General features: G+C 67.9%; 12 protein-coding genes. 6 read left to right on the top strand and 6 right to left on the bottom strand.

All coding sequences use genetic code 11. From position 1 onward, the window contains the following. The first annotated feature begins 14 nt into the window (after window positions 1-14). Window positions 15-989 carry a Bug family tripartite tricarboxylate transporter substrate binding protein gene (locus EOD42_RS06335; protein WP_240654999.1) on the top strand — a complete coding sequence of 325 codons (975 nt, stop codon included), beginning with the start codon at window positions 15-17 and terminating at the stop codon, window positions 987-989. Next, entirely contained in the window at window positions 979-1,704 is a 726-nt protein-coding gene (locus EOD42_RS06330; protein ID WP_127786672.1) for an NUDIX hydrolase, read from the top strand. The genes EOD42_RS06335 and EOD42_RS06330 overlap by 11 nt, the downstream gene beginning before the upstream one ends. On the opposite strand, the gene EOD42_RS06325 is transcribed toward EOD42_RS06330, so the two are convergent. The 3 genes from EOD42_RS06325 to EOD42_RS06315 are packed head-to-tail and all read right to left on the bottom strand — an operon-like array spanning window position 1,701 to window position 6,843. After that, window positions 1,701-2,942 carry an NAD(P)/FAD-dependent oxidoreductase gene (locus EOD42_RS06325; RefSeq protein WP_127786671.1) on the bottom strand — a complete coding sequence of 414 codons (1,242 nt, stop codon included), beginning with the start codon at window positions 2,940-2,942 and terminating at the stop codon, window positions 1,701-1,703. The two genes, EOD42_RS06330 and EOD42_RS06325, sit on opposite strands and share 4 nt — an antisense overlap. A gap of 5 nt (window positions 2,943-2,947) precedes the next feature. After that, window positions 2,948-5,041: a hydantoinase/oxoprolinase family protein gene (locus tag EOD42_RS06320; RefSeq protein ID WP_127786670.1), complete on the bottom strand. Its 2,094-nt coding sequence runs from the start codon at window positions 5,039-5,041 to the stop codon at window positions 2,948-2,950. A 14-nt stretch (window positions 5,042-5,055) separates the two neighbouring features. Further along, window positions 5,056-6,843, bottom strand: a complete 1,788-nt coding sequence (locus tag EOD42_RS06315; protein ID WP_127786669.1) for a hydantoinase B/oxoprolinase family protein — start codon at window positions 6,841-6,843, stop codon at window positions 5,056-5,058. Between the two features lie 344 nt (window positions 6,844-7,187). On the opposite strand from EOD42_RS06315, the gene EOD42_RS06310 reads away from it, so the two are divergent. The 3 genes from EOD42_RS06310 to EOD42_RS06300 all read left to right on the top strand — a co-directional run bounded on the left by EOD42_RS06310 (window position 7,188) and on the right by EOD42_RS06300 (window position 11,505). Next, on the top strand, window positions 7,188-8,117 hold the full coding sequence (locus EOD42_RS06310) for a LysR substrate-binding domain-containing protein (RefSeq protein ID WP_127786668.1): 930 nt from the start codon (window positions 7,188-7,190) through the stop codon (window positions 8,115-8,117). An 84-nt stretch (window positions 8,118-8,201) separates the two neighbouring features. Beyond that, on the top strand, window positions 8,202-9,899 hold the full coding sequence (gene ggt / locus EOD42_RS06305; RefSeq protein WP_127786667.1) for a gamma-glutamyltransferase: 1,698 nt from the start codon (window positions 8,202-8,204) through the stop codon (window positions 9,897-9,899). A 25-nt stretch (window positions 9,900-9,924) separates the two neighbouring features. Then, window positions 9,925-11,505 carry an ABC transporter substrate-binding protein gene (locus EOD42_RS06300; RefSeq protein ID WP_240654996.1) on the top strand — a complete coding sequence of 527 codons (1,581 nt, stop codon included), beginning with the start codon at window positions 9,925-9,927 and terminating at the stop codon, window positions 11,503-11,505. A gap of 235 nt (window positions 11,506-11,740) precedes the next feature. On the opposite strand, the gene EOD42_RS06295 is transcribed toward EOD42_RS06300, so the two are convergent. Genes EOD42_RS06295 through dapD form a run of 3 tightly spaced genes read right to left on the bottom strand, consistent with a single transcriptional unit; the run spans window position 11,741 to window position 14,251 of the window. Then, a complete protein-coding gene (locus EOD42_RS06295; RefSeq protein WP_127786666.1) occupies window positions 11,741-12,262 on the bottom strand; it encodes a hypothetical protein in 522 nt (173 codons plus the stop codon). Window positions 12,263-12,282: 20 nt separating this feature from the next. Then, on the bottom strand, window positions 12,283-13,434 hold the full coding sequence (gene dapE, locus EOD42_RS06290; protein WP_240654993.1) for a succinyl-diaminopimelate desuccinylase: 1,152 nt from the start codon (window positions 13,432-13,434) through the stop codon (window positions 12,283-12,285). Continuing rightward, window positions 13,427-14,251, bottom strand: a complete 825-nt coding sequence (gene dapD / locus EOD42_RS06285) for a 2,3,4,5-tetrahydropyridine-2,6-dicarboxylate N-succinyltransferase (protein ID WP_127786665.1) — start codon at window positions 14,249-14,251, stop codon at window positions 13,427-13,429. The genes dapE and dapD overlap by 8 nt, the downstream gene beginning before the upstream one ends. Before the next feature lie 422 nt (window positions 14,252-14,673). On the opposite strand from dapD, the gene EOD42_RS06280 reads away from it, so the two are divergent. Further along, window positions 14,674-15,990: a hypothetical protein gene (locus tag EOD42_RS06280; RefSeq protein ID WP_127786664.1), complete on the top strand. Its 1,317-nt coding sequence runs from the start codon at window positions 14,674-14,676 to the stop codon at window positions 15,988-15,990. The last annotated feature ends 52 nt before the right edge of the window (window positions 15,991-16,042 follow it).

Below are 16,042 nucleotides of genomic sequence, written 5' to 3'. Positions count from 1 at the left end.
AAAGGAGACGTTCGATGTTCCATCGCCGTGCGGTGCTTGCCGCGCCGTTGCTGTTGGCCGCGCCTGCACGGATCAACGCGCAGCCCCAATGGCCTGACCGCCCCATCCGGCTGATCGTGCCCTTCGGCGCCGGCGGCGCGATCGACACGCTGTCACGCACAGTGGCCGGCAAGTTCCCCGAGGTGACGGGCGGCCAGACGCTGGTGGTGGAGAACCGGCCCGGTGCCGGCGGCACCATCGCGGGCGCCTTCGCCGCCGGCCAGCGGCCGGACGGGCTGACGCTGATGATGGCCGATGTCGGCGCCAACTCCATCGGCAAGCTGCTGTACCCGACGCTGACCTATGACCCGATCCAGTCCTTCTCGCCCATCGTGCATCTGGTGAACCTGCCGGGCGCCTTGATCGCGCACCCCGATGTGCGCGAGCGGACGATGCCCGAGATCATCGAGGCGGCAAAGGCGCGGCCGGACGGCTTCGTCTTTTCCTCCGCCGGCAACGGCAACGGCAGCCACCTGTTCATGGAGCTGTTCCTGAAGCGCGCCGGCATCCGCATGGTGCATGTGCCCTACCGCTCGGGTGCCGAGATGGTGACGGCGCTGGTGCGTGGCGACGCGCAGTTCGGCTTCCCCACCGTTTCCTCCGCGCTCAGCATGATCCGCGACGGCAAGGCGCGGGCGGTGGGCGTCAGCACGCCAGGCGGCACGCCGGTGCTGCCGGGCATTCCGGCCGTGGATACGGTGCTGCCGGGCTTCAACTGCGCGGTGTGGCACGGCATCGTGGCGCCGGCCGGCATCGATCCGGGTCTGGCGGAGCGCATCAACCAGGTGTTCAATTCCATCATCGCCATGCCGGACGTGCAGAGCCGAATCTTCGAAAGCCAGGCCGGGCGCGTGGTCGGCGGCACCCCCGCCGATTTCGCGGCCCATATCAGGCGCGACTACGAAACCTGGGCGCCCATCATCACCGAGGGAAACATCCGTGCCAACTGACAGCAGCATCGTCGCCGCCCGCCCCGCCAGCACCATCATCCTGCTGCGCGACGGTCCGGTGGGGCCCGAGCTGTTCATGGTGATGCGCCACCGGCAGATCGAGTTCGCCGGCGGCGCGCTGGTCTTCCCAGGCGGGCGCGTCGAGGATTCCGACGCGGCGCTGGGCGAGCCCTTCCGCATCGGCGCGATCCGCGAGGCCTTCGAGGAAACCGGCATCCTGCTGGCGCGCCGCCAGGGCATCATGCTGGGCGCGCATGAACTGCCGCGCGAGGCGGAGTTCAACGACCTGATCGCCGGCCACGGCCTGGAACCCGCGGTGGATTGCCTGCGCCACTTCGCGCATTGGATCACGCCGCAGGACGTGCCCAAGCGTTTCGACACGCATTTCTTCATTGCCGAGGCACCCACGGACCAGCTGGGCATGCATGATGGCGGGGAGGCGGTGGACAGCATCTGGATCACCCCCGCCCAGGCGCTGGCCGATGCCGAGAGCGGGCTGCGCAGCATCGTGTTCCCGACGCGGATGAACCTGGCCAAGCTGGCGCGCTTCCGCAGCGTGGCCGAAGCCATGGCCGATACGACGCCGGTGGTGACCGTGATGCCGGAACCGTTCGAGGACGCGAACGGCAAATGGCTGCGCATCCCGGAAGCCGCGGGTTACGGCGGCAGCGTGTTCAAGGCGGTGAACCGGGCGATGGTGGTGAAGGGCGCCTAGAAACGCTCCGCCCGATACGGCGCCGCCTCCACGAACGGCGCCTCACCCATCATCATCTCCGCCAGCATCCGCCCGGTGGTCGGGCCCAGGGTGAAGCCCTGGTGTCCGTGCCCGAAGGCGCCCCACAGCCCTTCCTGCCCCGGAATGCGCCCGATGATCGGCAGCATGTCCGCCGAGCATGGGCGCGTGCCCATCCAGGGGGTGGCTTCCACGCCCTCGGCCAGCGGCAGCAGGCCGCGCGCGATGGGCTCGGCGCGGGTCAGCTGGATGGGGCTGGGCCCGGCATCGTCGCGGACGAACTCGGCGCCGGTGGTCAGGCGAACGCCGGCCGCCATGGGCGCCATCAGGAAGCCGCTGCCCATATCCACCATGGGTGAATTCAGCACGGCATTGCCCTGCAGCTTGTAGTGCCGGTGATAGCCGCGCTTGCCGAAGGTGGGCGGGGCATAGCCGAAACGGGCCGTCAGGCGCGGGGCCGAAACGCCCAGCGCCACCACCGCGGCCTCTGCCTCCAGCGGCCCGTCGTCGGATCGCACGCGCCAGCCGGTCGCGGTGCGTTGCAGGCTGCCGGCATCGCCATGCGCGAAACGCCCGCCCGCCGCCGTGAACAGGCCGAGATAGGCCATCGTCAGCGCATGCGGGTCGGGGCAGGACAGCGTGTCGGTCCAGTGGATGGCGCCGGCGCGGCGCACCAGAAGATGCGGTTCAGCCGCCGCCACCCCGGCCTCATCCAGCAGGCGATAGCCCAGCCCGTGTTCGCGGGCGGTGGCCTCGGCCTCGATGGCCGCGGCCTCCAGCGCCTGGGCGGAGCTGTAGAGGCGCATGAAGCCCAGCGGCCGCAGCATCTCGGTGGCGCCGGCATCGCGCGCCAGCGCCATATGCTCATCAATGCAGGTGGCGATCAGGCGCTCCCAGGCGACCACCGTCCCGGCGAAGCGGCGCGGCTCGGAATGCCACCAGTAGCGCAGCAGGGGAGAGGCGAAGCCCGGCAGCGCCAGCGGGTCATAGCGCACATCGACCGAGCGGTTCTTGGCCACCCGCCACAGCTCGCCCACCGTGCGCGGGAAAGGGTGCGGGTGCACCGCCTCGCGCTGGATCAGCCCGCCATTGCCGAAGCTGGCGCCCTCGCCCGGGTCCTGGCGGTCGACCAGCATCACGTCGAGGCCACGCCGGCGCAGATGCAGCGCCACCGAGACCCCGACCATGCCGGCGCCCAGCACCAGGACGGAACGCGGCATGCGGGTCAGCCGGCCACGTCGATCGCGATATTGCCCAGCGTGTCCAGGCTGGCCGTCATGCCCGGCGGCACCACGCAGGTGCAGTCGTATTCCTCGATCACCACCGGCCCCTTCCAGTCGCGGCCCACCAGATGCGCGCGGGAGATGACGGGGGTCGCCATCCAGCCATGCTCGGGGCCGAAATAGGCATCGCGCTCGCTGGCGGCCTCGGTGGCGGGGGCCAGGTCGGCACCGCCATCGCGCAGCGTGTCCAGCTCGCCGCTCGCGGTCAGGTTCAGGCTGACCAGCTCCACCGGCTCATTCGGGCCGGCGCGGTGGCCATAGGTGCGCTCGTGCTCCTCGCCGAAGGCATCCTCCAGCTGGGCCGCGATCCGCTCGGTGATCGCACCATCGGGCACGGGCACCGACAGCTCATAGGCCTGGCCCTTGTAGTGCAGCTTGGCGAAGCGGCGCAGGCGGATCTGGTCGGGGCGGAAGCCGTCGGCGGCCAGCTTGTCGGTGGCCTGGGTCTCCAGCGCGTTCCAGGCCGCGACCAGCGCCGGCAGGTCCAGCGAGCGGGTGTGCTGGCGATAGGTGCGCGAGAGGTTGTACTCGACATCCGAATACAGCAGCCCGACGGAGGAGAATACGCCGGCCGAGGGCGGCACGATCACGCGCTTCATGCCCAGCTGCCTGGCCATGCCGGCCGCGAACAGCGGGCCGTTGCCGCCGAAGGCCACCAGCGCGAATTCCCGCGGGTCGCGCCCGCGCTCCGACGACACGGCCTTGATGGCGCGGATCATGTTGGCTGCAGCGACCATATGCGCGCCATAGGCCGCGCGCTCCGGCGACAGGCCGAGCGGCTTCGCGACCTTCTCGGTCAGCGCGGCCTTGGATTTGTCGGCGTGCAGCTTCACCGCACCGCCGGCCAGGTGCTTCGGGTTGATATAGCCCAGCACCACATTGGCATCGGTCACGGTGGGCTCGGTGCCGCCCAGGTCGTAGCAGACCGGGCCCGGGAAGGAGCCCGCGCTCTCGGGCCCCACCTGCGGCGCGCCGCCCGCGTCGATGGCGATGATGGAACCACCGCCGGCGCCTACCTCGGCCAGGTCGATGGCCGGCACCTTCAGCACATAGCCGGCGCCGGACATCAGGCGCGATCCGATCATGATGCCGCCGCCCACCGAGTATTCCTCGGCGCGCGTCACCTCCCCGTTTTCGACCAGCGCGGCCTTGGCGGTGGTGCCGCCCATGTCGAAGGAGATCACCTTGTCGAAGCCCGCGCGCCGCGCCAGCACCCGCGCGCCGATCACGCCCGCCGCCGGGCCGGATTCGATGATGTGCACGGGCATCTCGGCCGCGACCTCGGCCGGGGTCAGCCCGCCGTTGGACTGCATCAGCAGCAGCGGCGCGCCGATGTCGATACCCTTCAGGTCGGCGGTCAGGTTGTTGAGGTAGCGCCCCACCACCGGCTTCACATAGGAGTTGATGACGGTGGTGGAAGTCCGCTCGTATTCCTTGATCTCGGGCAGCACCTCGGAGCTGATGGACAGCACCATCTCCGGCGCACGGCGGCGGATGATGTCGTGGATCTGCTTCTCATGCGCGTCGTTGACATAGGAATGCAGCAGGCAGACCGAGATCGCCTCCACCTTCTCCGCCAGCAGCTGGTCCAGCACCGCGACCACATCGGCCTCGTTCAGCGGCGTGACGATGTTGCCGCGGGCGTCGATGCGCTCATCGACCTCCAGCCGCAGGTGGCGGTCCACCAGCGTCGGCGGCTTTTCCCACAGCAGGTCATACAGGCGCGGCATGCGCAGCAGCCGCAGCTCCAGCACGTCCCGGAAGCCCTTGGTGGTGATCAGGCCCGTGCGCGCGCCCTTCAACTCAAGGATGGCGTTGGAGGCGACGGTGGTGCCGTGCAGCAGCTCCGCCACATCCGCGCCGCCCAGGCCATTCTCGCCAAAGGCGGCGGCCAGGCCTTCGCCGATCGCGCGGGCATAGTTGTTAGGGGTCGAGGAGACCTTCTTGGTGATGATGCCACCGGCCGCATCCATGATGCTGATGTCGGTGAAGGTGCCGCCGATATCGACGCCGATGCGGATCTTGCTGTCGCTCATGGTGGTGGTTCCGTTCACTCGGCGGCGGCTTTGGGGGTGTCACGAAGGGCGTAGGGCGCCTCGGCCCAGCCGCGTTCCAAGGCGATGCGGGCGCGCAGCGCCTCGGTCGCCGGCAGGTCGATGGTGCGGCCGTCGGTGACGACGCCGTACAGGATGCGGGCGTTCTCGGGGCTGACGAACTGGTTCAGCACGTCGCGCGCCACGCGCTCGGGCTCGCGCTCCAGCGGGTCGCCCCAGCCGCCGCCGGCGGCCGTCTCATGCACGAACAGGTCGCCCTTGCGGATCTGATTGTAGAACTTGGCCGGGTACAGCTCGGGTTCGCCGCCCGCGCGGGTCATGATGTTCTGCGACACCCCGCCCGGATAGCCGCCATACAGGCCGTAAGGCTTGATGTCGCGCCGGTCGGAGCGGATCGAGATCACCGCCTCCTCGCCCAGGAAGCGATAGGCGCGGCGATAGGGCGCGCCGCCGCGGAACTTGCCCGCGCCGCCCCGGTCGCCCACCAGCTCATAGCATTCCACGAAGAGCGGGTTCTCGGCCTCGATCACTTCGCTGGACTGGCCGGCCATGTTGGCGAACATGTGGGAATTGCCGTCGATGCCGTCGGCAAAGGCCCGCCCGCCCCAGGCGCAGCAGGTGAAGTCGCAGAAAATGTAGGGCTTGCGATCCTTGTCGTAGCCGCCGATCGAGATGTTGGTGTTGCCGCCATCACCCGCCGCCGTGACCTTGCCCGGCACCATCTGCGCCAGCGCGCCGAACACGGTATCGACCATGCGGAAGCCCGTGAGCCCGCGCGCCGCCACCGAGGCCGGGTGAACGCAGTTGGTGATGGTGCCGAGCGGCGCCACCACGTCGATCGCGCGGAAGGCGCCGTCATTGTTCGGCACCCGGTTCTCCATGACGGAGAACAGCCCGCAATAGGCGGCGGATTTGGTGAAGGACAGCGTGCAGTTCAGCGCGCCGCGCACCTGCGGGGAGGATCCGGTCCAGTCGAACAGGATGCTCTCGCCCTTCTTGGTGACGGTCACCTTCAGCACGATGGGCTTGCCCACATCGATGCCGTCATCGTCCAGGTAGTCCTCGAAGGCGAACACCCCGTCCGGCAGCTTGGCGATCTCGGCGCGGGTCATGCGCTCGGAGTGGTCCAGCATCGCCTCGCCCAGCAGCTTCACCTTCTCGACGCCATAGCTGCGGCACAGGTCGGTAAAGGCCACTTCCGCCACATGGCAGGCCGAGAGCTGCGCGCGGATATCGCCCGCCACCATGTCCGGCACGCGGACATTCATCAGCAGCATCTCGAAGAAGGTCTCGTTCTTCACGCCGCGGTCGTAGATGCGGATCGGCTTGATCCGCACGCCTTCCTGATAGATCTCGATGCTGTCCGGCGCGTTGGAGCCCGCGACGCGCCCGCCCACATCGGTGTGGTGGGAAATGGTGCCGGCGAAGGCCACCAACTCCCCATCCACGAAGATCGGCTTGAAGATGAAGATGTCCGGCAGGTGCATGCCGCCATGGAACGGGTCGTTCAGCGCGTAGACGTCGCCTTCGTGGATGTCGCCCTTGAAGCGCTCGATCACGGCGCCCAGCGCGGTCGGGATGGAGCCGAGATGCGAGGGGAGGGAAAAGCCCTGGGCGATCATCCGGCCCTGGCCGTCGAAGAAGGCCGTGGAGTAGTCGAGGTTGTCACGCAGCACGGTGGAATAGGTCGTGCGATGCACCGTCAGCGCCATCTCATCGGCGACCGAGAGCAGGGAGTTGCGGAACAGCTCGAACTCGAACGGATCGAAGGCAGGCGATGACATCGGCGGGACCTCTCCGGTGCGCGGTGCAGGGAGGATCGGGGCGCGGGAGCTATGATGTCCAATCCTGATAAAGCAAGCTGACGGATAAGGATGGCTTATCGTTCGACGCCCCGAAATGGGGCAGGATGCGGGAGAGCGGGGCGTTGCCGGAATGACAGGCGGAGCCCCAAAAGATATTCAACAAAAACATCAGTTATATTGTTCTTTTTTGTAAAAAAGAACCAAAAAACTTTTGTTAGTTTTACGAACGCAAAATCATAAAAGTCTTTTTGCTTCTTTTTCTACAGAAAAAGAAGATTCCCTTCCCCCTCGACGCCCGCACCGCCCCACCCCATCCTGCACCCATGCCCTCCGGCCGCCGCCCCTCCCGCTCCGCCCTGGAGCTCCGCCACCTGCGCTACTTCGTCGCCGTCGCGGAGGAACTGAACTACGGCCGTGCCGCCGAGCGCCTGGGCATCGCCCAGCCCGGCCTCAGCCAGCAGATCGCAGCACTGGAGGAGATCGCGGGCGCCCGCCTGCTGGACCGTTCCCGCCGGGGTGTCTCGCTGACCCTGGCCGGCGAGGCCCTGCTGCGCGATGCCCGCCGCATCCTGGCCCAGGCCGAGGCCGCCCTCGTCACCGCCGGCCGCGCCGGGCGGGGTGAGCTGGGCCGCATCGCCATCGGCTATGTCGGCTCCGCGGCCTATACCGGCGCGCTGACCGCGGTGCTGGGCGGCTTCCGCGAGCAGCACCCGGAAGCCGAACTGCAGATCGCCGAAATGGAGATGCAGCAGCAGCTGCGCGCGATGGCGGAGGACAAGCTGGACATCGCCTTCATTCGCCCGCCGGTGGAACTGCCGCTGGGCATCGCGAGCTTTCCGCTGTTGCAGGAACCGGTGGCCCTGGCCCTGCCGGCACGCCACCCGGCCGGCGAGGCGGCCGAGGTCCCGCTCTCCGCCCTGGCGCGAGAGACCTTCATCACCCCGCGCCACGGCCCCGGCGTCAGCTTCCATGAGCACACGATGCGCGCCTGCCTGGCGGCCGGCTTCACGCCGCGCATGGGGCCGCAGGGGCAGGATTTCATGACCATCGTCAGCATGGTGGCGCTGGGGCTGGGCGTCGCGCTGGTGCCGCAATCGGTGAATTGCGTGGCGCTGCCGGGCATCGTCTTCCGCGCCATCCAGGGCACGGAGATCAGGTCCGAGCTCGCCATCGCGCATCGGCGGACGGAGCTGTCGCCCGCCGTGCGCAACTTCGTGCAGTTCGCGCGGGGCTTCAGGTTTGATAATCTGTAATTCTCAAATTTTGCCTTACCGCCTATTGGACCGATCAACGGCTTGGGGCTGATACTTTGGGCTTTCAGACTGTCAGGTTGTCTTATGACCCATGATTGGCGCGCCCAGCCCGGCACACGCTTCGCCACCGAGAAAACACCGGTGACCGCGGAGCGCGGCATGGCCATCACCAACCACCCGCTGGCCTCGGCGGCGGCGATGGAGATGATGGCGATGGGCGGCAACGCCATCGACGCCACGGTGGCCGCCCTGTTCACCCTGACGGTGGTGGAGCCCATGATGGTGGGCTTCTTCGGCGGCGGCGTGGCGGTCATCCGCCTGGCGGATGGGCGAGAGGTGGTGCTGGACAGCCTGTCCACCGCCCCTGCCCTGGCGCGGCCCGACATGTACCGCCCGATCGCCGACACCTGGCCCGACTATATGGAGACGGTGGACCGCGAGAACCGGCGCGGCATCAACGCCATCGCCGTGCCCGGCACGCTGAAGGGCTGGTGCGAGGTGCTGGAACGCTTCGGCACACTGCCCCTGCCGGCCGTGCTGGAACCCGCCATCCGCCATGCCGCCAACGGCTTCCGCGTCACGCCCTATCTCGCGACCTGCATCGAGGAAACCGCGATCGACCTGGAGCTGGACCCGGGCCTTGCCGCCATGTTCCTGCCCGGCGGCAAGCCGCTGCCGGCGGGCTCCTGGCTGCGGATGCCGGAGTACGCCACCACCCTGCGCGGCCTCGCGGAACATGGCCCGGACTGGATGTATGGCGGTGAGCTGGGCCAGCGCATCGCGGCATGGCTGGAGGCCCAGGGCTCGACCATGCGCCTCGCGGATCTGGAGAATTACCGCACGGTCGAGCGCGAGCCGGTGCGCGGCAACTATCGCGGCGTGGACCTGCTGGGCCCTGCCCCGCCCTGTTCCGGCGGCGTGCATGTCGTGCAGATGCTGAACCTGATGGAGGGCTTCGACATCCGCCAGAGTGGCTTCGGCACGGCGGAGACGCTGCATCTGATACTGGAGGCGCTGAAGATCGCCGCCGCGGACCGCCGCGCCGCCACCGCCGACCCGGCCTTCGTCGACGTGCCGGTGGCCCGCCTCGTCTCCAAGGAATACGGCCATCAGCGCCGGCCGGAAATCGACCCGGCGCGCACGCATGACTACACCTCCCATGTCCTCAGCATCGAATCGGCCAACACCACCCATGTGACGATCGCCGATGGCGCGGGCAACATCGTCACCTCGACCCAGACGCTGAACAGCCTGTTCGGCGCGCGGGTGATGATCCCGGGCACGGGCATCATCCCCAACAACTACATGTACCTGTTCGACCCCCATCCGGGGAACGCGCTATCCCTGCAGCCGGGCAAGCGCATCACCAGCGGCATCTCGGCCATGATCGGCTTCCGTGACGGTGCACCGCTGTTCGCGGTGGGCCTGCCGGGGGCGCACCGCATTCCGTCCGCCGTGTTCCAGTTCGTGATGAATGTGGTGGACCACGGCATGTCCATCCAGGAAGCCGTGGAGGCGCCCCGCGTCTTCACCCACGGCCATGATGCGGAGGTCGAGCGCGGCTTCCCGCCCGAGATCCATGCGGCCCTGGCCGCGAAGGGCCATGCCGTGGTGCCCACGGACCATGTGGCCGGCGGCATGAGCGCGATCCTGTTCGAGGGCAGCAGGATGACCGGTGCCGCCTGCTGGCGTGCCGATGGGGTCGCGATGGGCTATGGCGGCGGGCTGGCACGTGAGGGAACCTCATTCTGGCCGGACCCGCGCCGGCAGAAGCAGAATTGATCACAACAAGACAGGGATGTTCACGATGACAGGTTTCAGCACGGGCCGGCGCGGCCTCATGGGCGCCGCCGCCGCCGGCATGGCGGCCACCACACCCGCCATGGCCCAGACCGGCCCGCGCACCCTGAAGGTGGTGATGCATGCGGTGCTGGGCGTGCTCGATCCCTTCGCGACCACCGCCTACATCACCCGCAACCATGGCTACCTCGTCTACGACACGCTGTTCGCCATGGACAAGAACATGCAGCCCCAGCCGCAGATGGTGCGGGCATTCACCGTCTCGCCCGACCAGCTGACCTATACCTTCACCCTGCGCGACGGGCTGTTCTTCCATGACGGCGCGCCGGTCACCTCGGCGGACTGCATCGCCTCCCTCCAGCGCTGGTGGAAGCGTGACCTGATGGGCACGCGGCTGATGAATGCGTCCGAGAAGCTGGAGGCCATCGACGCCAGCAGCTTCCGCCTGGTGCTGAAGCGCCCCTACGGGCTGGTGCTGGAAACGCTCGCCAAGCCCGGCGGCCCGGTGCCCTTCATCCTGCCCGCCCGCATCGTGAACATCCCCGAGGACCAGCGCATCACCGAGGTGGTGGGCTCCGGCCCCTTCCGCTTCGTGGCGGCCGAGCATCGCTCCGGCGACCGCGTGGTGTATGAGCGCTTCGACCGCTATGTGCCGCGCGCGGAACCGCCGAGCGGCCTGGCGGGCGGCAAGGTGGTGCACTTCGACCGCATCGAATGGCGCGAGATCACGGACCAGCAGACCGCCGCCAGCGCGCTGCAGACCGGCGAGATCCAGCTGATCGAGGGCGTCTCGCCCGAGATGCTGCAGCTGATGCGGCGCAACCGGAACATCCGCATCGCCCGCCGCGGCGCGGGCAATACCCAGCTGATGCGGCTGAACTGGCTGAACGCGCCCTTCGACCGCAAGCCGATCCGCCAGGCGGTGCTGAACGCCGTCAGCCAGCGCGACTACCTGGCCGCCCAGGTCGGCGACGACAGCCTGGTGCGCGAGTGCCGCGCCATCTTCACCTGCGACAGCCCCTATGCCACCGATGCGGGCGCCCCCACCGGCCAGAACCTGGACCGCGCCCGCGCCCTGCTGCGTGAGGGCAACTACAACGGCGAGGAGGTGGTGATCCTGCACCCCGCGGACCTCGCCAATGCCAGCGCGCTGGCGCCGCTGACCGAGCAGGTGCTGAAAAGCATCGGCATGAAGGTGCGGGTGGACAGCATGGACTGGAACAGCCTGCTGGCCCGCCGCGCGCGCCCCGCGCCGATCGCCGAGGGCGGCTGGTCCATCGCCTGGGGCATCTGGAGCGACCTGGATCTGCTGAGCCCCATCATGAACCTGAACGTGGATGGGCGCGGCCGGCGCGGCTATGTCGGCTGGGCGGAAAACGCCGAGATCGAGACCCTGCGCGACGCCTTCGCGAATGAGACCGACCGGGCGAAGCAGATGCAGATCGTCGAGCGCATCCAGCGCATCGCCTATGATGACGTGTTCATCATTCCGCTCGGCTCGTACCAGATCATGATGGCGCACTCGACGCGGCTGACCGATGTGGTGGCGGACCACATCCTGGTGTTCTGGGGGATGAAGATGGGCTGAGGGCTTTGCCCTCAGGCTTCCAGCAAGGGGCCCTGCCCCTTGCGTCCCCGCCAGGACCGTAGCGGCCCTGGACCCAGGCAGTTGGCACTCACCATTGCCAATGTTTTTCTCATTGATATTTATAATGAAAATGGCGCCCCACCTGCGAAGGTAAGGCGCCAAACTATTATCAGGTCCCGGAGATATTATCTCCTGGCGGGGAGTTTGAGGGGCAGAGCCCCTCAATGGGTGAGCCCTACCCCCCGATCAGCCCATGGATGAACAGCCCCAGCGCCACATCCAGCACCACGAACAGCACCGCCATCGGCCCTGGCACGCCCAGCGCCTGCCGCGTCACGAACCATTCCAGCCACAGCGCATAGCCCACCGCGACCAGGGAGACGATCTGCTCCGCGACATCGGGCACGAAGCGGCCGGGAATGGTGGCGGCCAGCAGCACCGCGTACTGGATCAGGTTCGACCAGTTCCAGGCCGACATGAAGCGCGGCCAGTTGCGGCCATAGCCGGAGACGGTGGCCATGCGCTCCGACATCAGCGCGAAGACGACCCAGGTGATGGTGAAGCTCAATGCCTCCCGCAGCCAGGGGAAGCTGACGGGCTCGTCCACGCCGGCGATCCGCGCCAGCGCGAAGAACAGCGGAAAGCTCAGCGCCGCCGCCCAGAAGCTGCGGCGCACCTCCTGCGGTGAGCCGTCGAAGGCGGCCATGCCCAGCCCCTGCCCGCGCGCGAGCAGGCCCGCGCCCATCAGCCCGGCCACGACGTGACGCGATGCGGGGATCAGGAGAAGAACTCCCGGATCACGTTGGCGTAGAGGCGGGACAGCGCCTCAAGCTCCGCCACCGGCACGCATTCATCGGTCTTGTGCATGGTGCTGCCGACCAGGCCGAGCTCCGCCACCGGGCAATAGCGCGTGATGAAGCGCGCATCGGAGGTGCCGCCGCCGGTGTCGAGCTGGGGCGTGATGTTGGTGGCGCGGGCCGTGGCCTTCACCAGCGCATCCACGAAGGGGCCGGGCTGGGTCACGAAGCTTTCGCCGCTGACCACAACGCGCAGATCGTGGCGGGGGGCGTGGCGGGCCAGCACTTCGCGCAGGTGCTCGGTCAGGCTCGCGCTGGTGTGGCGCTCGTTGAAGCGGATGTTGAGGAAGCAGCGCGCCTCGGCCGGGATGACGTTGGTGGCGGTGTTGTCCACCTGCAACCCGGTCACCTGCAGCGTCGTCGCCTCGAACCACTCGCTGCCGTCGTCGATCGGCTTGGAGGTCAGCTCCGCGATGGCCGCCACCAGCCGGTGCACCGGGTTGTCGGCCTTTTGCGGATAGGCGCTGTGGCCCTGGGTGCCATGCACGGTGACATAGGCGTTCATGCTGCCGCGACGGCCGATCTTCAGCGTGTCCCCCAGCACGGCCTTGCTGGTGGGCTCACCCACCAGGCAGGCGTCGGGGATCTGGCCGTTGGCGGCCATCCATTCCAGCACCTTCACGGTGCCGTTGACCGAGGGGCCTTCCTCATCGCCCGTGATCAGCAGGGAAAGGCTGCCGGGCAGATCGTCCGGGATGGCGGCGATGAAGGCGGCGATGTCGCCCTTCATGTCCTGCGCGCCACGGCCGTACAGCACGCCGTCATGCACCTCGGCGCCGAAGGGCGGGTGGCGCCACAGCGCCTCGTCGCCCGGCGGCACCACATCGGTGTGGCCGGCGAAGCAGAAATGCGGGCCGGCGGTGCCGCGCCGGGCGAACAGGTTGTCCACCTCGGCGAAGGGCAGGCGCCAGCACTGGAAGCCCAGCGATTCCAGCGCGCCCTGGACCACGTCAAGCGCGCCGTCATCGGCGGGGGTGACGCTGCGGCGGCGGATCAGCGCCTGGGCGAGGGCCAGCGCGTCGCGCGCCGCGGCGGCGCCTTCGGCCTTGGCCGCCGCCACCGGGTCAGTCACGCAGCAGGTCGTTGATGCTGGTCTTGCTGCGGGTCTGGGCGTCCACGCGCTTCACGATCACGGCGCAGTACAGGCTGGGGCCCGGCGTGCCGTCCGGCAGCGGCTTGCCCGGCAGGCTGCCCGGCACCACGACCGAATAGGAAGGCACGCGGCCGATGAAGATCTCACCGGTGTTGCGGTCGATGATCTTGGTCGTGGCCGACAGGAACACGCCCATCGACAGCACGGAGCCCTTTTCGACGATCACGCCCTCGACCACCTCGGAACGGGCGCCGATGAAGCAATCATCCTCGATCACCACCGGGTTGGCCTGCAGCGGCTCCAGCACGCCGCCGATGCCGACACCGCCCGAGAGGTGCACGTTCTTGCCGATCTGCGCGCAGGAACCCACCGTCGCCCAGGTATCGACCATCGTGTTCGCGCCGACATAGGCGCCGAGATTCACGAAGGAGGGCATCAGCACCACATTCGGCGCGATGAAGGCGGAACGGCGGGCGATGGCACCCGGCACGGCGCGGAAGCCGGCCTCTTTCCAGCGGTTCTCACCCCAGCCTTCCCACTTCAGCGGTACCTTGTCGTAGGAACCGATGCCGGTCTCCATCGGCGCGCTGTCGGTCAGGCGGAAGCTGAGCAGGACCGCCTGCTTCAGCCACTGGTTGACCACCCAGCCCTCGGCGCCGGGCTCGGCCACGCGGGCCTGGCCGCGGTCGAGCATCTCGAGCGCGGCCTCGACCGCCTCGCGCGCTTCGCCTTGCGTGCCGGAATTGATGGTGTCGCGGCGTTCCCAAAGGGCTTCGATGGTGGCTTGCAGGGTCATGTTCGTTCTCCGGAGGACGTGCTTCGCAGCGGAGGGAGGAAACGTCAATTGGTGAGGGCGTATGTCAGGGGCGCCGCCCCCGACACCCCCGCCAGGAGACAGTGTCTCCTGGACCTGCCTGCTGTTTGGGGACAACCCTATTACTGCGGATGTGGCGAGCTGGATAAATGGACCGGGGCAATTTACCCTATCACTCCATGTCGAGAGGGCGGGTCCGGCCGTTGTTCAAGGTCATCTCAACATTTCTCTTTCTCTTGACAGCGGGCTGCGAGGTCGCGCTTCCGCCCCCCTTGGCGGCTTCCTCTGGTACAGCTCCATACAATGGTCAGCCGGACAGTCTCGCCGTGTCGCCAGATGGCAGCCTCCTGCTGATCAGCTTTGGGGCCGACACCGATGGCAGACCGGGCGCCAGACGCTCAGCAATGGCCCTCGTGGACAGCGCCACAGGGGAAATCCTGCGCCAGACAATGCCTATCCCGGAGCGGCTGGAAGCCATCGCGATTTCCCCTGATAGCCGTCGCGCACTTACCTTGATTGGTGTGGGTAGCTCGCTCGTTGAATACGACCTGACAACGGGCCAGGAGACGGGCCGCCACATCGTCCGGGCCGAGACCAGGGAAGAGCATCTCGCTTTCGGCTTTCATGCGGATGGCCGCGTCCTGGTCCTGGTTCGGCACACGCCGCTGCCCGATTGCTGCCTGTACCGGCTGCTCGCCGTCGATGGCCAGCAGGCCACCGAGGTCGGGCGCTGGACCACGCCGTTTTTTCAGTCGGTCCGCACTCGGCCGATCGAGCCGGATGGCACGGTGCGGCTGTTCGGCTGGTCGCGCGTCGGCGGCGGGCTGGAAGAGACGGTGTTGGTCCCGGGGCATGCGCCAATCGTTTCGCTGCTAAACGACGCATCGCTCAGTGAGATATGGCGTGGTGCGGTGTCGGCAGGCGCGCGTACCTTCCTGGTGGCGAATTCGCCACAGATCCCAGACAACCATCCTGGTCCACCGCCCTGGACGCAGCCGGTCGACGATGTGGAGATCGTTGACAGGCCGGATGGCGGTGTGCCTACCAGTGCGGGGCGCGCCGGCTTGCGCACGCATGTGCAGGCCATGGCATTATCGGCAGACGGCCAGACCGGTGCCTTCATCGCCTCAGACCCTGATTCGCTCGACTACGAGCCGGTACTGCACATCGTCACCCGACAGCCAGGAGGGCGTCTGTCCATCAGGCGCAGCGATGTCCTCAGCAGTCTCCATCTTGGCCGGACGTCCAGCCGCACGCGGGTCAGCGCCGATGCCTTGCTTAGCCGGCTGCATGCCCTGGCCCGACGCGGCATCATGGATCGCGACCAGACGCTCAACACGTTGGGACTATGGGTGGGTGGGCACCAGACCTACACGAATCCACACAGCGAAACCTTCCAGCTGCGTGGGACTCTCTCGCCGACGGGCTTCATGGCTGTGTACCGGCAGGGCCTCGCCTACCTTCCGCCCTGGCGCAGGAGGTTCAGCTTCCGTCTTCAGCTTGACGGCGCCAGCCCCTGTCTCACCGCCGATGCTGTCCGTCGCGTCTTCGGCGAGCCCGGCCCCGACACGATTCCGACCGGCATTCCCGGCGGTCCGTATCGTCAGCCTCGCTTCAACCTGACCTACCGTGGCAGGACCGACCGCGAGACCAATTTCACATTCTTTCTCGGACACTGCGCTCATGTGGTTGAAATGAGCATGCACGCGCCCGTCGAATAAACACCAATCCATGGTTTCCAAAGGCCTTTCGGCCTTTGGCGGGGTCGCCAGG

The sequence above is a fragment of the Rhodovarius crocodyli genome, assembly GCF_004005855.1.
GTDB lineage: Bacteria > Pseudomonadota > Alphaproteobacteria > Acetobacterales > Acetobacteraceae > Rhodovarius > Rhodovarius crocodyli.
The sequence above is the reverse complement of the archived record's forward strand: the minus strand, read 5'-3'. Positions and strand labels throughout refer to the sequence as shown.

Bases quoted from the DNA above. Each gene is read 5' to 3' on its own strand.
- EOD42_RS06310 (WP_127786668.1), top strand. From the start codon at position 7,188: ATGCCCTCCGGCCGCCGCCCCTCCCGCTCCGCCCTGGAGCTCCGCCAC.
- EOD42_RS06325 (WP_127786671.1), bottom strand. From the start codon at position 2,942: ATGCCGCGTTCCGTCCTGGTGCTGGGCGCCGGCATGGTCGGGGTCTCG.
- EOD42_RS06300 (WP_240654996.1), top strand. From the start codon at position 9,925: ATGACAGGTTTCAGCACGGGCCGGCGCGGCCTCATGGGCGCCGCCGCC.
- EOD42_RS06335 (WP_240654999.1), top strand. From the start codon at position 15: ATGTTCCATCGCCGTGCGGTGCTTGCCGCGCCGTTGCTGTTGGCCGCG.
- EOD42_RS06315 (WP_127786669.1), bottom strand. From the start codon at position 6,843: ATGTCATCGCCTGCCTTCGATCCGTTCGAGTTCGAGCTGTTCCGCAAC.
- ggt (WP_127786667.1), top strand. From the start codon at position 8,202: ATGACCCATGATTGGCGCGCCCAGCCCGGCACACGCTTCGCCACCGAG.
- EOD42_RS06280 (WP_127786664.1), top strand. From the start codon at position 14,674: ATGGCCCTCGTGGACAGCGCCACAGGGGAAATCCTGCGCCAGACAATG.
- dapD (WP_127786665.1), bottom strand. From the start codon at position 14,251: ATGACCCTGCAAGCCACCATCGAAGCCCTTTGGGAACGCCGCGACACC.
- EOD42_RS06320 (WP_127786670.1), bottom strand. From the start codon at position 5,041: ATGAGCGACAGCAAGATCCGCATCGGCGTCGATATCGGCGGCACCTTC.